This window comes from Sphingobium sp. TomTYG75, assembly GCF_054771635.1.
The window spans coordinates 699,093-716,797 of record NZ_BSRE01000002.1; the positions used below are offsets into that span (position 1 = coordinate 699,093).

The 17,705-nt window shown below is 60.3% G+C and carries 14 protein-coding genes; 10 read left to right on the forward strand and 4 right to left on the reverse strand.

Going from position 1 to position 17,705, the window contains the following annotated elements:
• Positions 1 to 174: 174 nt before the first annotated feature.
• Positions 175 to 2,019, forward strand: a complete 1,845-nt coding sequence (locus ACYU81_RS16875) for a CocE/NonD family hydrolase (protein WP_460989123.1) — start codon at positions 175 to 177, stop codon at positions 2,017 to 2,019.
• A gap of 71 nt (positions 2,020 to 2,090) precedes the next feature.
• On the opposite strand, the gene ACYU81_RS16880 is transcribed toward ACYU81_RS16875, so the two are convergent.
• Positions 2,091 to 5,336 carry an ATP-binding protein gene (locus tag ACYU81_RS16880; protein ID WP_460988845.1) on the reverse strand — a complete coding sequence of 1,082 codons (3,246 nt, stop codon included), beginning with the start codon at positions 5,334 to 5,336 and terminating at the stop codon, positions 2,091 to 2,093.
• Between the two features lie 350 nt (positions 5,337 to 5,686).
• Here ACYU81_RS16880 and ACYU81_RS16885 point away from each other — a divergent pair, with 350 nt between their 5' ends.
• Entirely contained in the window at positions 5,687 to 7,357 is a 1,671-nt protein-coding gene (locus ACYU81_RS16885; protein ID WP_460988847.1) for an AMP-binding protein, read from the forward strand.
• 94 nt (positions 7,358 to 7,451) lie between these two features.
• Here ACYU81_RS16885 and ACYU81_RS16890 read toward each other — a convergent pair whose 3' ends face one another.
• Positions 7,452 to 8,381 (reverse strand): electron transfer flavoprotein subunit alpha/FixB family protein, encoded by a 930-nt coding sequence (locus ACYU81_RS16890; RefSeq protein WP_460988849.1) that lies wholly within the window; start codon positions 8,379 to 8,381, stop codon positions 7,452 to 7,454.
• A gap of 110 nt (positions 8,382 to 8,491) precedes the next feature.
• Positions 8,492 to 9,241 carry an electron transfer flavoprotein subunit beta/FixA family protein gene (locus ACYU81_RS16895; RefSeq protein ID WP_460988851.1) on the reverse strand — a complete coding sequence of 250 codons (750 nt, stop codon included), beginning with the start codon at positions 9,239 to 9,241 and terminating at the stop codon, positions 8,492 to 8,494.
• A gap of 189 nt (positions 9,242 to 9,430) precedes the next feature.
• Between ACYU81_RS16895 and ACYU81_RS16900 the strand changes: the two genes are divergently transcribed.
• The 7 genes from ACYU81_RS16900 to ACYU81_RS16930 all read left to right on the forward strand — a co-directional run bounded on the left by ACYU81_RS16900 (position 9,431) and on the right by ACYU81_RS16930 (position 15,607).
• Positions 9,431 to 10,870 carry a 3-oxoacyl-[acyl-carrier-protein] synthase III C-terminal domain-containing protein gene (locus ACYU81_RS16900; protein ID WP_460988852.1) on the forward strand — a complete coding sequence of 480 codons (1,440 nt, stop codon included), beginning with the start codon at positions 9,431 to 9,433 and terminating at the stop codon, positions 10,868 to 10,870.
• Positions 10,871 to 10,882: 12 nt separating this feature from the next.
• Complete coding sequence (locus ACYU81_RS16905) at positions 10,883 to 12,079, forward strand: acetyl-CoA acetyltransferase (protein WP_460988854.1); 1,197 nt, start codon at positions 10,883 to 10,885, stop codon at positions 12,077 to 12,079.
• Complete coding sequence (locus ACYU81_RS16910; RefSeq protein WP_460988856.1) at positions 12,079 to 12,534, forward strand: MaoC family dehydratase; 456 nt, start codon at positions 12,079 to 12,081, stop codon at positions 12,532 to 12,534. Before ACYU81_RS16905 ends, ACYU81_RS16910 begins: the two co-directional genes overlap by 1 nt.
• Positions 12,531 to 13,424 (forward strand): HpcH/HpaI aldolase/citrate lyase family protein, encoded by an 894-nt coding sequence (locus ACYU81_RS16915; RefSeq protein ID WP_460988858.1) that lies wholly within the window; start codon positions 12,531 to 12,533, stop codon positions 13,422 to 13,424. The genes ACYU81_RS16910 and ACYU81_RS16915 overlap by 4 nt, the downstream gene beginning before the upstream one ends.
• A complete protein-coding gene (locus ACYU81_RS16920; protein WP_460988860.1) occupies positions 13,405 to 14,586 on the forward strand; it encodes an acyl-CoA dehydrogenase family protein in 1,182 nt (393 codons plus the stop codon). Before ACYU81_RS16915 ends, ACYU81_RS16920 begins: the two co-directional genes overlap by 20 nt.
• 162 nt (positions 14,587 to 14,748) lie before the next feature.
• Entirely contained in the window at positions 14,749 to 15,276 is a 528-nt protein-coding gene (locus ACYU81_RS16925; RefSeq protein WP_449468879.1) for a MarR family winged helix-turn-helix transcriptional regulator, read from the forward strand.
• A 28-nt stretch (positions 15,277 to 15,304) separates the two neighbouring features.
• Positions 15,305 to 15,607: a YciI family protein gene (locus ACYU81_RS16930; RefSeq protein ID WP_449468880.1), complete on the forward strand. Its 303-nt coding sequence runs from the start codon at positions 15,305 to 15,307 to the stop codon at positions 15,605 to 15,607.
• Positions 15,608 to 15,631: 24 nt separating this feature from the next.
• Here ACYU81_RS16930 and ACYU81_RS16935 read toward each other — a convergent pair whose 3' ends face one another.
• Positions 15,632 to 16,660, reverse strand: a complete 1,029-nt coding sequence (locus tag ACYU81_RS16935) for a zinc-binding dehydrogenase (RefSeq protein ID WP_460988863.1) — start codon at positions 16,658 to 16,660, stop codon at positions 15,632 to 15,634.
• A gap of 158 nt (positions 16,661 to 16,818) precedes the next feature.
• Here ACYU81_RS16935 and ACYU81_RS16940 point away from each other — a divergent pair, with 158 nt between their 5' ends.
• Complete coding sequence (locus ACYU81_RS16940; protein WP_460988864.1) at positions 16,819 to 17,679, forward strand: MaoC/PaaZ C-terminal domain-containing protein; 861 nt, start codon at positions 16,819 to 16,821, stop codon at positions 17,677 to 17,679.
• Positions 17,680 to 17,705: the final 26 nt, after the last annotated feature.

The following is a 17,705-nucleotide window of genomic DNA, read 5'->3' on the forward strand; positions in this document are numbered from 1 at the left end:
ACGGTTAGATAGCGAACTGATATGTTCCAACGGCGTCTGGGAAGAGTATATCGGAGGAAACACAGCGATCGGTTGGGATACGGCCCGCTGCGCCCTTCAATCAGTGGAGTGACCATTGTGCCATCGGATCTGACAACCGCGCAAACAGCTGTTTTCCGGAACCTTGTCGTGCCAATGCGCGATGGCGTTGATCTGGCCGCCGACCTCTACCTGCCGATGGCGTCGGGACAGGTGGAACCGGACGTCGGCTATCCCGTGATTGTTATCCGCACGCCTTATAACAAGCTGTTTGTGCAGGGTTCGTTCGGCACACCCGCTTATCTGACCCGGCGAGGCTACGCTGTTCTGGTTCAGGATGTGCGCGGTACGAACGGATCGGGCGGCGTGTTCGACCCGATGATGAATGAGGGGTGGGGCGAGCGGCAGGACGGCATCGATACTGTCCGCTGGATCAAGCAGCAAGGTTGGTGCAACGGGAAGGTCGGCACTACTGGCCAGTCCTATATGGGTGGAACGCAGCTGCTGCACCTTCAGGCCGAAGGTAATGAGATCGACGCCGCGTTCGTTCAGGTTCCGGCTGTCAATCAGTTCAACAATGGCTGGGTCTATAAAGCGGGCGTGATGGATAGCACGGCCTTGTGCTGGACCATGGGCATGGCGTTCACCGCCGCGGCATGGATGGGCGAAGAGGTGACCGCAGCGATCAAGGCCGACGCTCGGGCGGCCGGCTTGCCCAGCGGCTTTGCGGCTCCGCAAATGTTAATGGCATCCCCAGACCTGGCTTTCGAGATCGCGCGCGGGCACGCGCTGAAGGACGTCCCGATTAACCGGCATATGCCATTCTGGAATGCTTGGCTCGACAACAGGGATAATCTGGAATTCTTCGCGCCGAATGACGCAGCCTCGCGGTTTGACCGGGTGAAGGCGCCGGTTCTGCATTTCACCGGGTGGTATGATCTGTTCAACTGCAATTCGCTGGACGCGTTCGTCAATATCTCTCGCCATGGCGCTACTGAAGCAGCGCGTCAGGGTCAGCGGCTGATCATAGGGCCATGGGGTCACGTCGCGAACGGGATGCTGTGTCATTTCCCCAATGCGCTGGTCGATGATGTCGCCATGATGGGGGCGTGGATGGACCGCCACCTTCTGGGGGGCTCGGGGGAAGGGGACGACCATCGGGTTATGCTGTACGTGATGGGTGAAAATCGTTGGCGGGCCGAGCAGGATTGGCCGCTCCCCGATGCTCGGCCGACGCTGTTCTACTTGCACAGCGATGGTAACGCGAACGGCGCGGCGGGGGATGGGCTGCTGTCCCCGACTCTTCCGGGCGCCGATGAACCCGCTGACCATTATGTCAGCGATCCTGCTAATCCTGTGCCTTCGCTGGGCGGGCATTCGTTGCACGGTGGCCCTGCGGATCAACGGCCGAACGACCATCGGCCGGATATTCTTGTCTATACGACGGCGACGCTGGAAGAGGATATGGAGGTGACGGGCGCAATCCGGGTCATCCTCCATGGGCAATCGTCGGCAACGGACTGCGATTGGTTCGTGAAGCTGATCGACCTGTTCCCGGACGGCCGTTCCTACAATCTGGCGAGCGGCATGGTGCGGGCGCGCTATCGTAAATCGCGCACGGCTCCGGAAGGACTGATGCCGGATGCCGTCGAGAGATATGAGATCGAGCTGGCGCCAACCAGCAACCTGTTCAAAAAGGGGCACCGCGTTCGCATCGTCATTTCGAGCAGCGATTATCCGAACAGCGAGGTGAACCCCCAGGATTTCATCGACCTTTCCACCGCTGCTCCAAAAGATTATCGGATCGCGCGCCAGACGATCCATCACGATGCCGCACGGCCATCGGCGATCGAGTTGCCTGTGGTGCCTGCCGATCGGCCGAGGCAATGGATAGACACGCCTTTCCCCTCGGGCGAGACCGGCCGATTTTACACCCGGCCCATTCCGGTTGAGGAGGCGCCGCCTATAGAGATGCCATTGTCCCTGCTACCCTATGGCTGACCGGGGATCATCCCGCAGCTAGGCGGGCTTCCCAGATCATCGGGTATCATCTCGTGGTCAGCGTCGGCAGCTCAGGCAACGAGGCCGATATCCGCACCCGACAGAGCTTGCAGGCCGGCGATGGCCCGCTGTTCCAGCGTGACCGCGTTTTGCTGACGCGCGATGGTCAGCGCCTGTTCCAGGCAACGCCGCGCCTCGCTCTTGTCCGGCCCCCAGCGTGCGTGCAACTGTCCGGTCAAGCGCCAATATTCCGCTTCCCATATCCGCTCGTCATGCTGGGCCATGAACGTCGCGGACAAACCGGTATGGTGCAGGCCTTTTTCGTAATGGCCCATTTCGTCGCAGATATCAGCGGCGAGCAGGTGCAGGCAGGATGTGAGATAATGCTCAGAAAAGGCCTTCGTATGGGCCAGGAGCTGATCCAGATGTGACGGATCACGCGTCGAATGGAACGACGCCCAGGACAGGCAAGCTCGCCCGAAAGGCTGCCAGAACCGGCAAAGCTGCTGCGAGCATAGCTCTTGAAGCCGGTCATTATAGGTGTGGATACGGCCGTAATCCCTTTCGCAAACCGCGTGGAAGAGCAGCCACACCAGCACCAGCGACAAAGTTGCCGGGTGGCCAAGGGTTTCCGCCATGGCCAAGGCGCGCTCAGCCTCTCGCCTGCCCTGTTTAGGATTGCCGGTGTGCCAATGTACCCAGGAAAGATAGGCCGTGGAGGCCGCACCGGGATCATAGCCGAAGCTGCGGCCGTGTTGCGCGGGATCATAGACAGCGACCACGCGCTCGAAGTGCGTTCGGGCTGCAGCAAAGTCTCCCCGGAATGCCGCGCCAGCGCCCAGCAGGCGCCCTCCTTCCGCTTCCAGGCGGGCATTTGGTCGCAGTGAATGAATGAACTGGTCGAACTCAATCGCCAACAGGTCGGCATGCTTCCAGCGCCCACGGCCCGCCGCCACGGTCCAAAGCCCATGCAGGCTAGCGGCCAGCGCTTCAGGCCGTCCGACCTCCTTCGCCAGCAGGTGCGCTCGCTCGTAAATTTGCTTCAAGTCCGGGGCGTAATAGCCTTCCGCTTCCCGAACAGTAGCCCCCAACTCCAACAAGGCGTCGAGTTCGCGTTCGCTCCGTCCGATACTTGGCGAAATCGATGCAAGGGTTTCGATGGCCGCGCGATAGTTCGCGCCTGCTTCAGCGAGGGCATATCTTTGTGCCGCTTTGCGGCCAGCATCCAGCCAGAAGGATACAGCCTCGTCGAAACGCCCCGCATGGCGCATATGCCCCGCGATCACTTCTGGGTGATCGGCTGCGATTTCCGGGAAATAGTCAACCAGCATGTCGGCAATTCGAGAATGCAGGTCCTGACGGTCTGCGTCCATCATCGACGTATAGGCTGCGTCGCGGAGCAACGCGTGCCGAAAGGCATATCGACCTTTGCCATTGGAGCGACCGCGCGTCAGAATGCCTGCGGCCAGCAGCTGGTCGATCGCAGCGGCCACCCGCTGATCTTCATCGCCGGCCAGAGCTTTCAATATCTCGCCAGGGAAGTCCCGCCCTATTATGGAAGCCACCTGCGCAACCCGGCGTGCAAAGCCCATGCAGCCGAGCTGAGATGCCAGCAAGTCGTTCAGGCTATCGGGCACTGTCGACAGATCGCCCTTCCCAACATTCTGGGCGAGCAGGAGCTTAGTCAGTTCCTCCAGATAAAGCGGCACCCCGTCGGCTTTGTCGATAATCGTGTCCCGCGCCGGGATTGGCAACGCCGCATCCCCCGCAATCCCGTCAATCATCCGGCTGCAATCCTGGCGGGACAATCGGGTGAGACGAAGAACAGTAACTGGTTGTCCCGGTCCAAAGAGCGCCGCGCACCCTGATCTGCCCGTCATCAGCAGGTAGAGCCGTAAATCCTGGCATGCCGACGCGGCAAATCCAATCAGCTCCAGCGTCGTGGGGTCCGCCCAATGTATGTCTTCGACAAGAAGGATAACTGGTCTGCGGTTACATAAGGCAGAAAGGATGGCGATCAGAAGCTGAAGCGTCTTCTCTTTCTTTTCGCTCGCCGACGGAAGGATGCCCTCCATATTTTCTTCGACATCCGCCTGAGCGAGCAATGTTTGAAGCAGTGTCCTGTTGATCGGCCCGTCCAGACCGACTCTCTCAAGAAATCGACCCAGTACGGCGTTCGATGGATCGTTCCCTGCCATCAACCGGCGGAGGATTTGGATAACGGGATAAAGTGCGCTGTTGCTGTGGTGCGCAGAGCATTGCAGGCGAATGTGATAGCCCCTTGGCCGCAGCCGTTTGATCAATGCTTCGGACAAACAGGATTTGCCGATACCCGCTTCACCTTCCACGATGACGGATTGTCCCTCTCCGGCGGAAGCCAGGAGCCAACGGTTGCCTAGCAGGTCCAATTCAGCACCCCGGCCGATGATGTCGGCGGACGGAGCATCTTGCTTGGCTAGAAAGCATGTTGTCGATCTAGGACTCAGAAGACGCCAAAGAAGAATCTGGTGCCCATCCTCTGCTTCTATTGCACCAGCCGGAATGGCTTCAAATGCGGTGCGTGAATGTCGGCGGGTCTCTTCCGAAACGAGAATTGCGTTAGATGGCGTGTGATCGATTATCTGTAGGGCGATGGTGGGTACGTCACCCAATATCAGCGGCTGTTCCAGGCAGGGTCGTGAGAGAACATTGCCTGTATCAATGGCTACACGGACCTCACAATTATCTCGATGTTCGCGCCGTGCGTAGGCAATGATTTCCGTTGCCGCTGTCATCGCCCGTCCCGAAGCATCTTCCAGCGAGGTGGGCCAGCCGAAATAGACGGTGAGCCGGGCCGTTGCGCCGTTCTCCATGACACCGCCCAATTGCGTCATGGTCGAGGAAAAATATGCGTGGAAGCGGTCGAATTCTTCAAGGAACTCGGCCGTCAGTTGGGAAATGTCTCTTAACCGGAAAGAGCAGGATAATACCGTTACCCTGCGCAGTTCCATATGCGAAGGTAAATCCGGGGTCGCAGCCTTTGCAGGAGCGTCATCGTCTCGCTCAACAATTTCCGATTGTTCCGTCTTGCGCTGGAAGCTTGGGACATATCCTCCTTTAGGAATGACAATCTGAATGGTGTCGGATTGACCATGGTTGATCTGATAGCTTGTCAGCAGGCGGCGGAGGCGTCCTGCCTCCACCCGGACAGTCGCGCTGGTGCCGGGATCAAAATCCTGAGGCTTGTCGAAAACGCCAAGCGCAATACTATATTCCTTCAGGAGCGATCCTCGCCCCGCGAACATCTCCTCGCAGAGATAGCGTAAAAATCGCTGCATACGGGGACTGCGTTCAAAGACGGGGCTCATCAGCACTTTGTTTAAATGCGCCTGCATCTCCTGTGCGCCAAGAGGGGGAACGCTGCGCGCGTCAAGGGATGATCGCCTCATCGTCACCGTTGCCTCTCCGTCATTTGTCGGGTTATCGATCCTTGCCCGGCTCAGGAACATTGCCTGACTTTAGTCGCAAAGCAACGGAAAGGTGAGGCGGTTCACAGGCAAGTGCCTAACAGTAGCATACTTGCAGAGGCGACGCTGTCCGCGACAATCAGGTGCTTATGCAATTTGTCGCTGCGGAACCGCAGCCTATTCGAGAGGAGTATGCCAGTGGCCCTGAGGGGATGTGGAAAGTGAGCGCTCTCAGCTACGTCCGGGGTAGAACGGATCCCCCCCTTCTGGATTTGACGATAGGACAGGCTCTGGCGGACGCTGCCGCTCGGTGGGGTGATCGCGATGCTTTGGTTTCGGCGGAACAGAATATCCGCTGGACCTATGATGATCTACTTACCCTTGCCGATAAGCTGGCTGCCGGTCTCTTGGAACTCGGCTTGCAGCCTGGGGATCGTATCGGCATCTGGTCGCCTAACTGCGCGGAGTGGACCTTGACGCAGTTCGCAGCAGCCCGTGCCGGTCTGATCCTGGTAACGATAAATCCCGCCTATCGATTGTCGGAAGTCGAATATACAATCAACAATGTCGGCCTGCGTGCGCTGATTGCAGCCGAACGGTTCAAGACCAGTGCCTATGCCGATATGATCGAGACGCTGGCTCCGGAGCTGCCCGGCTGCGTACCGGGGCAATTGGAAGCAAAGCGGCTGCCGACGCTCAAAGCGGCCATCCTTATCAGTGAACAGCCGCGTCCGGGCTGGCTGCGGTTTGACGACCTGCTATCGTCGGCTCCGTCTCTGGATCATCTGCGTTCAATCGAGCCGCAAATTCGGGCGGAGGACGCGGTGAACATTCAGTTCACCAGCGGCACTACAGGTTTGCCGAAGGGCGCTACGCTCAGCCATCGTGGCATCCTTAACAATGGCTATTTTGTCGGCAGCGCCATGGGCCTGACCCCCGGCGACCGCATTTGCATACCTGTGCCGCTGTACCATTGTTTCGGGATGGTCATGGGCAACCTTGCCGCCATCACGCATGGATCGGCCATGATCTATCCGTCGAGCGCGTTCGATCCTGCGGCGGTGCTGCGTACGGTCGCGGAGGAACGCTGTACCGCCCTATATGGCGTTCCGACGATGTTCATTGCGGTCCTGGCGCGGCTCGATGCGGATGCCACCGATACATCGTCATTGCGTACGGGATGCATGGCTGGGGCGCTTTGTCCGGAGCCATTGATGCGGGACGTTGTGGATCGCCTCAACATGCGAAATGTGACGATCGCCTACGGGATGACGGAGACCAGCCCCGTCAGTTTCCAGACCGTGCCCGGAGATTCGATCGAACGTCGAACCGCCACCATCGGCCAGGTCCAACCACACCTCGAATGCAAGATCGTCGATGCCGACGGCGCGATCGTCCCGCGTGGAACGCCGGGAGAATTATGCACGAGAGGCTATTCCGTCATGATGGGATATTGGAACGATCCCGTGCAGACGGCGGCAGCCATCGATTCAGACGGATGGATGCACAGCGGCGATCTGGCCGTCCTGGACGACGCTGGCTATGGGAGCATCGTAGGCCGGATAAAGGACATGATCATTCGTGGGGGGGAGAATATATATCCCCGCGAGATCGAGGATTTTCTGCGGATGCACCCCGCCGTCGAGGATGTCTCCGTCGTGGGCGTGCCGGACGATCATATGGGGGAGGAAGTCTGTGCGTGGATAACATTGCGCGCCGACGAAAAACTGGCCGAAGATGAGGTCAGGGCATTTTGTGTGAACCAGATATCCCACTATAAAATACCCCGGTTCATACGGATCGTTGACGCGTTTCCGACCACGGTGACAGGAAAGGTGCAGAAGTATCTGATCCGTCAGGCGATGGTGGAGGAATTTGAGGGGCAAAGCTAAGGCAAGACAGTCGTTTCGATGCTTGCCCCCGATGGCAGGATGGGAGCCCTCGGCGTAGGACCGAGGGCTCACCGGCGAGGTGTAGAAAGGAGCTTCAAAGCTTCTGGTTCAGCTCCGGCACGACCTTGAACAGGTCGCCCACCAGACCGATGTCGGCGACCTGGAAGATCGGCGCATCCTCGTCCTTGTTGATGGCGATGATGGTCTTGCTGTCCTTCATGCCCGCCAGATGCTGGATCGCGCCGGAGATACCCACAGCGATATAGACTTCCGGCGCCACGATCTTGCCAGTCTGCCCGACCTGATAGTCGTTCGGCACGTAGCCCGCATCAACAGCCGCACGCGATGCGCCAACCGCCGCGCCCAGCTTGTCCGCCAGCGGGAAGATCACCTGCTCGAACGTCTCGCCATCCTTCAACGCGCGGCCACCCGACACGATGATCTTGGCCGAGGTCAGTTCCGGACGCTCCTGCTTGGCGATCTCGGCGCCGACAAAGCTCGATAGCCCCTTGTCGCCGGTCGAGGCCACAGCTTCCACCACGCCTGAACCACCCTCACGCGCAGCCTTCTCAAAAGCGGTGCCACGCACGGTGATGACCTTCTTCGCATCCTTCGACTTGACCGTCGCGATCGCGTTGCCCGCATAAATCGGACGCGTGAACGTGTCTTCGCTCTCAACCGACAGGATGTCGCTGATCTGCATCACGTCCAGCAGAGCCGCGACGCGCGGCGCGATATTCTTGCCGTTGCTGGTGGCAGGCGCGACGAACGCGTCATGGCTGCCCATCAGTTCAACGACCAGCGGCGCGACATTCTCGGCCAGCGCATGACCAAATGCCGCGTCGTCGGCGACATGGACCTTGCCCACGCCCGCGATCTTCGCGGCAGCTTCACCCACGCCGCCAACGCCAGCGCCAGCGACCAGCAGATGCACTTCACCCAGCTTCGCAGCAGCGGTGACGGCGGAAAGGGTCGCGTCCTTCACGGCGCCGCCCTCATGTTCAACCCATACCAGAGTCTTCATAATCTCGATCCTCTATCCCCGTTCGCCCTGAGCCTGTCGAAGGACCTTTCTTCTCTTCAAAGAAGGAAGCAGGCTTCGACAAGCTCAGCCCGAACGGCTTGGAATGATGGTCAGGCAGCGACGCCCAAAGCTTTCAGCTTCGCGACCAGTTCATCGACATCGGCAACCTTGACGCCAGCCGAACGCTTGGCGGGTTCGGTGACCTTCAGCGTCTCTAGACGGGCGCTGATGTCCACGCCATAATCAGCGGGCGTCTTGTTCGCGAGCGGCTTGCTCTTCGCCTTCATGATGTTGGGCAGCGAAGCATAGCGCGGCTCGTTCAAACGCAGGTCGGTGGTGACGATCGCAGGGACGTTGAGCTTCACCGTCTCCAGGCCGCCATCGACTTCGCGGGTGACGCTGACCTTGTCGCCCTCAACCTCGACCTTCGATGCGAAGGTGCCCTGCGGCAGATTGAGCAGCGCGGCCAGCATCTGGCCGGTCTGGTTGCTGTCATCATCGATCGCCTGCTTGCCCAGGATGATCAGGCCAGCGCCTTCCTCTTCCTGCACCTTGGCGAGCAGCTTGGCGACGCCCAGCGGTTCAACTTCGTCATCCGTCTGGATCAGGATCGCACGATCCGCGCCCATGGCAAGCGCTGTGCGCAGCGTCTCTTGCGCCTTCGCAACGCCGATCGACACCGCCACGACCTCGGTCGCCACGCCCTTTTCCTTCAGGCGGATGGCTTCCTCGACCGCGATCTCGTCGAACGGGTTCATGCTCATCTTGACGTTCGCAAGATCAACGCCCGTCCCATCCGCCTTCACGCGCGGCTTCACATTATAGTCAATGACCCGCTTCACGGGCACAAGGATCTTCATGCATCCCTCCATAAGTATGCAAGCATACGGTCATATATAACACGAATATCCGGCCGTAAAGCCGACTGCATCGAATAAGACCCTTGCGTAACGTAATCTAGCGAACTAAATGAGTCTTCGGCTGAATATGGCCGTCACGGTGAGCGACGGCAGGCGGCAGGGTGCCGCGTCCTTGAGCAGGTGAGGTGAATGACTCAACTCGGCATTTCGCGCTACGGCGCTTATGTTCCCCGGCTTCGGCTGGATCGTTCCTTGATAGCGGAAGCGCATGGTTGGATGGCGCCGGGCCTACGTGGGCAGGCGAAAGGCAGCAGGGCGTTCACCAGCTGGGATGAGGACGCCATCACCATGGGCGTAGAAGCTGCCCGCGATGCCCTGGCTGATACCAGCCTTGATAACGTAAAGGCCGTACGGCTGGCATCGACCAGTCTGCCTTATGCTGACCTTCAGAATGCGGCGATCATGGCGCGGGCGATCGGTGCCCCGGCGAGTGTCGCTACGTCGGATGCGGCTGGCTCACAGCGGGCAGGAACATCCGCCTTGCTACAGGCGCTCAAGGGCGCGGAAGCGACGCTTGTGGTCGCATCCGACAATCCCTTTGCAAAGCCTGCCAGTGCGCAGGAAATGAGCTTTGGCGCAGGGGCGGCTGCCTTTGTGATTTCAGACCGTGACGTGGTGGCGCGGTTAATCGGATCAGCGTCTCTCACCGAAGTTTTCGTCGACCATTTCCGGTCGGCGAACGCCCAGAGCGACTATGGCTGGGAAGAACGGTGGGTCCGCGACGAAGGCTATGCGAAGATCGTGCCCCAAGCTGTCAGGGCGGCGCTGGATCAGGCGCAACTCTCCATCGGCGACATTCAGCATTTCGTCATGCCCTCCTATCTGAAGGGTGCGGCGGACATGGTGGCCAAGGCGCTGAAGTTTGGAGGCACGGTAGCAGGAGCGTTGGACGACGGCGTAGGTTATGCCGGTGCGGCCCATGCGCTGCTGATGTTCTCGGCGACGCTGGAAAAGGCGCAGCCGGGCGACCGGATATTGCTGATCGGCTTCGGGCAGGGCGCCGATGTGCTGATATTCCAGGCGACGGAGGCAATCGCGTCAGTCCGCCCGGCGCGGGGCGTTGCGGGTTCCATCGCGGATGCCTTGCGGACGGACAGCTATCTGCGGATGCTGTCATTCTACGGCGGGATCGAAAACGAATGGGGCATGCGTTCGGAGAAGAGCGCCAAGACGGCTCTGACCGAGCAGTATCGCTCCGCCGCCCAACTCGAAGGTTTCAATGCCGGTAAGTGCGGCAATTGCGGCGCGGTTCAGTTCCCCCAGATGCAATATTGCGTGCAATGTCATGCGCCGGGGGAGCAGTTCACTGATGTTCCCTTGCGGAACAAGACTGCGGAAGTCCTGACATCGACCGCTGATTGGTTGTCCTATCATCCTTCACCACCGCTGTGGGTCGGCTTCGTCAAGTTCGACAATGGCGCGCGCGTCCTGATGGAGATGGTGGATATCGGCCCTGACGGGATCGACACGGGCGATCAGGTTCGCATGGTCTTCCGCATCAAGGAGAAGGACCGCCAGCGGGGATATAACCGCTACTTCTGGAAATCGACGCCGCTGAGCGCGGCCTGAGGAGTTCGCGACATGGCGACGGGTATCAAGGATAAAGTGGCCCTTCTCGGGATGGGCTGCTCGAAATTCGGCGAACGATGGGACATGGGGTCGGCTGACCTGATGAAGGAAGCGTTCGAGGAAGCGCTCGCCGATGCGGGGATCGAGCGCAACCAGATCGAGGCGGCATGGTTCGGATGCTGGGGCGATAGCGTCAATGTCGGCAACAGCTCCATTCCCGCCGCGATGGCGCTGCGGCTTGAAGGCATTCCCGTGAGCCGCGTCGAAAATATGTGCGCGACCGGAACCGAAGCGCTGCGCGGAGCCGCTTATGCTGTGGCGTCGGGCGCGGTGGATATCGCGCTGGCGATCGGGTCGGAAAAGCTGAAGGACACGGGCTTTGGCGGCCTGCCTCCTGCCTTCAAAGGGACCTTCAACGACCTGTGGATGCCGATGGGCTCCGCACCAGCCGGCTTTGCTCAGCTCGCGCCCTATTACCGGGCAAAATACGGCACGACCAAGGAGGACTTGAAGCGCGCCATCAGCCATGTGTCTTGGAAGAGCCACCAGAACGGCGTTCACAGTCCCAAGGCGCATTTCCAGAAGGCGGTGCCGATGGAAACCATCATGAACGCGCCGATGATCTCCGATCCGCTGGGCCTGTTTGACTGTTCGGGCGTGTCGGACGGGTCGGCCTGCGCGATTGTGACCACGCCGGAAATCGCGCGGGCTCTGGGCAAGACGGACCTGGTGACGATCAAGGCATTGCAATTGTCGACCAGTTCCGGCCGCGAGACCCAGACCAATGAGTGGGACGGCAGCTATGTCGCCACCACCCGCAACGCGGCGGCGCGGGCGTATAAGGAAGCAGGGATCACCGATCCCAAGCGCCAGGTGAACCTCAGCGAAGTGCATGACTGTTTCTCCATCACCGAACTGGTGACGATGGAAGACCTTGGCTTTTCCGACGATGGCCGGGCGGTTTTCGACATATTGGACGGGCGCTACGACCGGGATGGGGCGATGCCCTGCCAGATCGACGGGGGTCTCAAATGTTTCGGGCACCCGATCGGCGCTTCGGGTCTGCGCATGGCCTATGAGGTCTACAGCCAGTTGCTGGGCCGGGCAGGGGAGCGGCAATTGTCGAACCCGTCCATCGGACTGACGCACAATCTGGGCGGTGTTCCCTATCAGGGCATCGCCGCCATCTCTATCCTGGGACTTGCGTGATGCCTGGAGTCTGGTTTGACGAGCTTGAAATCGGCATGCTGTTCGAGCATCCCATCCGCCGCACCATCACCGAAACAGACAATGTTCTGTTTTCCTGCATGACCCATAATCCGGCGCTGCTGCACCTGGATGAGGAATATATGAAGGGCACGCCCTTCGGGCAGCGGCTGGTCAATTCGGCCTTCACGCTTGGCCTTATGGTGGGCATTTCTGTCGGGGACACGACGCTGGGTACTGCGGTCGCGAACCTTGGCTGGGACGAGGTGCGCTTCCCGAACCCGCTGTTCCATGGCGACACCATCCACGTCACGAGCGAGGTCATCGACCTGCGCGAGTCAAGGTCGCGACCCGAAGCTGGGATCGTCAAATTCTTTCACAAAGCCTATAATCAGAAAGATGAACTGGTGGCGTCGTGCAAGCGATCCGGCCTCCAGCTCAAGAGGCCTGCGTCATGACCCTGCCGATCCGATCTTTCCTCTTCATCCCCGGCGACAGCGAGAAGAAGCTGGGCAAGGTCGATGGCGTCGCTGCCGATGCCTTCATCCTCGACCTGGAAGACGCCGTCGCCGTCGCGCGCAAGCCAGTGGCGCGGGAGATGGTTCCAGCCTTTATCAAGGAACGTCCGCGCGCTGCACGAAAGTCGCAGTTATGGGTGCGCGTCAATCCGCTGGACACGCCCTGGACTCTGGATGACTTGGCCGCGATCGTGCCTGTCGCGCCCGATGGGATCATGCTGCCCAAGGTCAACGGGCCGGAGGATGTGGCTCAGGTCAGCCATTATCTGAGCGCGCTGGAAGCCGCATCCGGTGTCGAACAGGGTTCGATCCGCATCCTGCCGGTGGCGACCGAAACCGCAGTCTCCCCCTTCCGGCTGGGCGATTATGCGGCGGCGGGTCTGGACCGGTTATATGGGCTGACATGGGGCGCGGAGGATCTGAGTTCAGCGATCGGCGCGAGCGGCAACACCGACGCGAACGGCGAATGGACCCACACCTACAAGATGGTGCGTTCGCTCTGCCTGCTCGGCGCGCATGCTGCGGGCGGCGAAGCGGTGGACACGCTCTACGTCGATTTTCGTGATCCGGAAGGTCTGCGCGCCTCGTGCAAGGCCGCGCGGGCGGAAGGCTTTTCCGGCCGCGTGGCGATACATCCCGCGCAGGTGGACATCATCAACGAAAGCTTCTCGCCATCGTCTGATGAGGTGGATTTCGCCCGACGGGTGGTCGACTTGTTCGCCGCCAACCCTGACGCCGGAACCTTGGGACTCGACGGCAAGATGTTGGACATCCCTCACCTGAAACAGGCGGAAAGAACATTGGCAATGCATGAGGCGCGCCGTGGTTGACGTGCAGCACAGCAGCGAATGCGGACGCGGCATCTTTTCCGCCGAGCATGAACAGTTTCGCGAAACGGTCGCGCGGTTCGTGGATGAGGAACTGGTTCCCAACCATCATCAGTGGGAAAAGGATGAGGTCGTCCCCCGCGAGGTTTGGAAGCGGGCAGGCGAGGTAGGCATCCTTTGCCCCAACATTCCCGAGGAATATGGCGGCTTTGGCGCGGATTGGCTCTACAATGTCGTCGTTATCGAGGAACTGGCGAAGAAGGGGATCACCGGCCCCGGTTTCATGGTGCATTCGGAAATGGTCGCGCCCTATATCCTGACGGCAGGCACCGAGGAGCTGAAGCGCGAGGCCCTGCCCCGCATGGTCGCGGGCGAGTATATCGGCGCGCTTGGATTGACCGAGCCGGGCGCTGGTTCAGACGTCAAGGAAGTCCGCACCCGCGCCGTTCGTGAAGGCGATGATTATGTGCTGAACGGGCAAAAGGTCTATATTTCCAACGGGCAGCTGGCCGACATCATGGTCTGCGCGTGCAAGACCGATCCGGCGGCGGGCGCCAAGGGCGTCAGCCTGATCGCGATCGACACGCATCAAGCGGGCTTTAAACGCGGCCGCAATCTTGAGAAGATTGGCCTGAAAGCACAGGATACGTCGGAGATTTTCCTGGAGGACGCGCGCGCGGAATCCTGGAGGCTTCTGGGCCGCGAGGGCGGCGGCTTCGGGATCATGATGGGCAAGCTGGCGCAGGAAAGGCTGACGCAGGCGGTGCGTAGCATCTGCGTGGCGGAAGCCGCGCTGGAATGGACGGTCGCCTATACCGCCGAACGCAAGATGTTCGGTCAGACCCTGGCTGATTTCCAGAACACGCAGTTCGTGCTCGCAGAATTGTCGGCCGAAATCTTGTCAGCCCGGACCTTCACGGATTGGTGCATCAAGCGTTTCCTCGCAGGAGAGTTGACCGGCGTCGAAGCGGCGAAGGTGAAGCTGGTGGTCACCAACCTGCATGTGAAGGTCGTGGACCAATGTCTGCAATTTTTCGGCGGCTATGGCTATATGACCGAATATCCGATCGCGCGAGCCTATATCGACGCCCGCATCGTCCGCATCGCGGGCGGCGCGGCGGAGGTGATGAAGCAGATCATCGGCCGCGACCTGTTCGGCAAATGAAGGCGGTTGCCAGATCATGGTTGGTCAGCATAGAGAGGCTATGAGACATCATACGCCTGCTGATCATCGGGTTCGCTATCATACGCTATTGCAATAGTGGGGCGAATTATAGAGCATCAGGTGAAGCTGATGCACTGAATTGCCTTTAACTGGATGGTGAGAATGACGAACACGCTGAAAGCTGCCGCACCGAAAAAGAAGACGCCGAAACGGCCTTCAGCGAAACAGTTCACGTTCGGCTATCTGGTTCATGACGTATCGCGTATCCGGCGCACCGTGATGGACTTGCTGATGCGGCCTTACGGGATCACCCGGTCGCAATGGTCGGTGCTGAGCACCTTGTCGCGAGCAGGCAATGACGGGATGATGCAGGTCGATCTTGCCCGGCTGATGGAAGTGGGCAAGGTGACCGTCGGCGGCTTGATAGATCGGCTTGAAGCGTCGGGCCATGTCGAACGCAGGGCAGATGCCAACGACCGCCGGGCAAAGCGCGTGTTCATCACGGAAAAAGGGTTCGATGTGATCGGCCTCATGATCGAACTGGCCGCGACGATGAACCGCCGTATCCTGGAAGGCGTGTCGGACGCGGACAGGGGAGTGTGCGAGGAAGTGCTGTTGCAGGTGAAGCAGAATTTGAAGGATGTCCTGCGAGAGCAGGGTGGTTCGAGCCTGATCGAGGGCGAAGACTAAAAATCAGCGACGGGAAGGCGGGAAGATCATGTTTTTCATCGTTCTGGCCGCCGACAAGCCGGGCGCTCTACCCCTTCGGCTGGAGCATCGGCAGCGCCATCTGGATTATTGGCTGGAACAGGGTGCTGCGGTGAAAGTCGCTGGCGCGATGCTGGATGGAGACAAGCCGGACTCAAGCCCTCAAGGCAGTTCCTTCCTTTTGGAGGCTGAAGATGAGGCCGCAGTCCGCGCGCTGCTCGCGGGCGACCCCTTTACCAAGGAAGGCGTGTTCACGGGCGATTTCGTCGTTCAGCCGGTGCGGCCTGCCATAGGCGAGTGGCGGCCCGACTGAACGCGAGCGCAGTTCCAGAAGCCGCTAATCCTCGCCAATATAGACCAGTGTCTTGGGCGCGTTGCTATCAGCAAAAAGCGCTTCAAGGGCGCCGCTGACCCGGTCGATGCCGGGTTCGACATGGTCGTGAAATTTGAGCTCGCCGTTCAGCACCATGTCGCTCAGCTTTTCCACGGCTTCGGGAAAACGGGCGACATGATCGAAGATGACGAACCCACCGCAAAGAAGCGCGCGCATCAATATCTCGCGCTCGTTGCGAAGGCCGGTCGGCGTAGGGTTCCAGCTAGGCGTGGCGGCGGTGCCGCAATGCACGATCCGTCCGTGCCTGGCCATGGCGCGGATCGCCGTGTCCAGGATCGGGCCTCCGGTATTGTCGAAATAGATGTTGAAGCCGCCGGGGCGAGCCTCGGCAAGGGTGGCCGCCAGATCGACGGACTTGTAATTATAGGCGACGTCATAGCCATAGTCGCGAACGCAACTTTCCACCTTCTCATCGCTGCCGGTGAGCCCGACGACGAACGCGCCCGCGCGCTGACCGATCTGGCCCACGACACTGCCCACTGTGCCCGCCGCCGTCGAGACAAGCATGGCCGCGCCCTCATAGGGTGGAGCGATGTCTTGCAAGGCGAGCCATGCCGTCACGCCGGGCATGCCAAGCACCCCGGCATAGGCGGAAAGCGGTGCGCGCGGATGGGGGATGTGTGACAACAGGTCGCCGCGTGTCGCGACCTTGTAATCCTGCCAACCGAAAAAGCCGTAGACCGCATCGCCTGATCGGATGCCATCATCGCGGCTTTCCACGACCACGCCGACCGCAAGGGCGCGCATTGGCTGACCCAGTGGCGTGAGGGCCTCGTTGGCCGCCCAACCGCGCTGGACCGGGTCCGCCGCAAGATAGAGGTTGCGCACCAGAAATTGGCCCTCTTCGGGCGATGCAAAGCTGACGTCTTGGCGGGCGAAATCGACAGCGACGGGGCTGGCCGCCGGACGGCGTGCAAGGATGACCTGCCGGTTCGTCAGGCGGGTGCTGAACGGAGGAATAAAGTCCGGCACGCAAGCTCCATATCAGGCGTCAATAACTCGTATCCCTGCAATCTATATACCCGTACCAAAGGTTGTCAAACCAGATATAATGCGTATGGTACTATAACGCACCATATAACGCCACTGGGCTGTTGAGTGGTCTTGAAACGCCATTGGAGGGATGACGCTTGGACATTGAGAAAATCAGGAACCTGACGATTGAGCCCATCGTCCAATCCTATGACAAACGCGACACGATCCTCCATGCGCTGGGGCTGGGCTATGGTCTGGACCCGCTCGATGAGGCAGAGCTACCGTTCGTCTATGAAAAAGACCTGCGTTCCTTGCCCTGCTTTGCGAACATCCTCTGCCATCCCGGCTTCTGGGCGCAACGGCCGGAATTCGGCATCGACTGGGTGAAAATTCTGCACGCTGAGCAGCATCTGACGATGCACAAGCCACTGCCCCCGACGGGCACCATAAGGGGCGAATATCGCGTGGCGGGGATCGAGGATAAAGGCGAGGGGCGCGGGGCGCTGCTCCATCAGGAGAAGGCGCTGTATGATACCGCGACGGGGGATCATCTGGCGACCGTGCGATCGACGCTGTTCATGCGCGGCAATGGCGGGGAGGGCGGTTTCGGCAATGCCATCCCGGCCGCTGACCCAGTGCCGGAAGGAAAGCCCGATGCGGTGGTGGAAATTGCGACCCGTCCGGGACAGGCCCTGATCTATCGTTTGAGCGGGGACTGGAATCCGTTGCATGCAGAGCCGGCGATTGCACGAAAGGCGGGGTTCGACCGGCCGATCCTGCATGGCCTGTGCACCAAGGGCTTGGCCAATCGCGCGGTGCTGGCGCATTATTGCGACAATGACGTGGCGCGTTTCAAGGGCATGTTCGTCCGCTTCAGCAAGCCGGTCATGCCGGGCGAGACGATCCGCTTCGAATTTTATGAGCAGGGCGGCGGCCAGCTGCGTTTCCGCGCCGTCGCGGCGGAACGGGATGTGGTGGTGCTCGATCGCTGCTCAGCGCAGGTGAGCGAAGCATAGGGGCGGCATCGGCGCGCACCTCCGTG

Coding starts and splice junctions, on each gene's coding strand:
- ACYU81_RS16900 (WP_460988852.1), top strand. CDS start 9,431: ATGACTCAACTCGGCATTTCGCGCTACGGCGCTTATGTTCCCCGGCTT.
- ACYU81_RS16875 (WP_460989123.1), top strand. CDS start 175: ATGCGCGATGGCGTTGATCTGGCCGCCGACCTCTACCTGCCGATGGCG.
- ACYU81_RS16895 (WP_460988851.1), bottom strand. CDS start 9,241: ATGAAGATCCTTGTGCCCGTGAAGCGGGTCATTGACTATAATGTGAAG.
- ACYU81_RS16920 (WP_460988860.1), top strand. CDS start 13,405: ATGAGGCGCGCCGTGGTTGACGTGCAGCACAGCAGCGAATGCGGACGC.
- ACYU81_RS16910 (WP_460988856.1), top strand. CDS start 12,079: ATGCCTGGAGTCTGGTTTGACGAGCTTGAAATCGGCATGCTGTTCGAG.
- ACYU81_RS16915 (WP_460988858.1), top strand. CDS start 12,531: ATGACCCTGCCGATCCGATCTTTCCTCTTCATCCCCGGCGACAGCGAG.
- ACYU81_RS16930 (WP_449468880.1), top strand. CDS start 15,305: ATGTTTTTCATCGTTCTGGCCGCCGACAAGCCGGGCGCTCTACCCCTT.
- ACYU81_RS16905 (WP_460988854.1), top strand. CDS start 10,883: ATGGCGACGGGTATCAAGGATAAAGTGGCCCTTCTCGGGATGGGCTGC.
- ACYU81_RS16890 (WP_460988849.1), bottom strand. CDS start 8,381: ATGAAGACTCTGGTATGGGTTGAACATGAGGGCGGCGCCGTGAAGGAC.
- ACYU81_RS16880 (WP_460988845.1), bottom strand. CDS start 5,336: ATGCAGCGATTTTTACGCTATCTCTGCGAGGAGATGTTCGCGGGGCGA.
- ACYU81_RS16925 (WP_449468879.1), top strand. CDS start 14,749: ATGACGAACACGCTGAAAGCTGCCGCACCGAAAAAGAAGACGCCGAAA.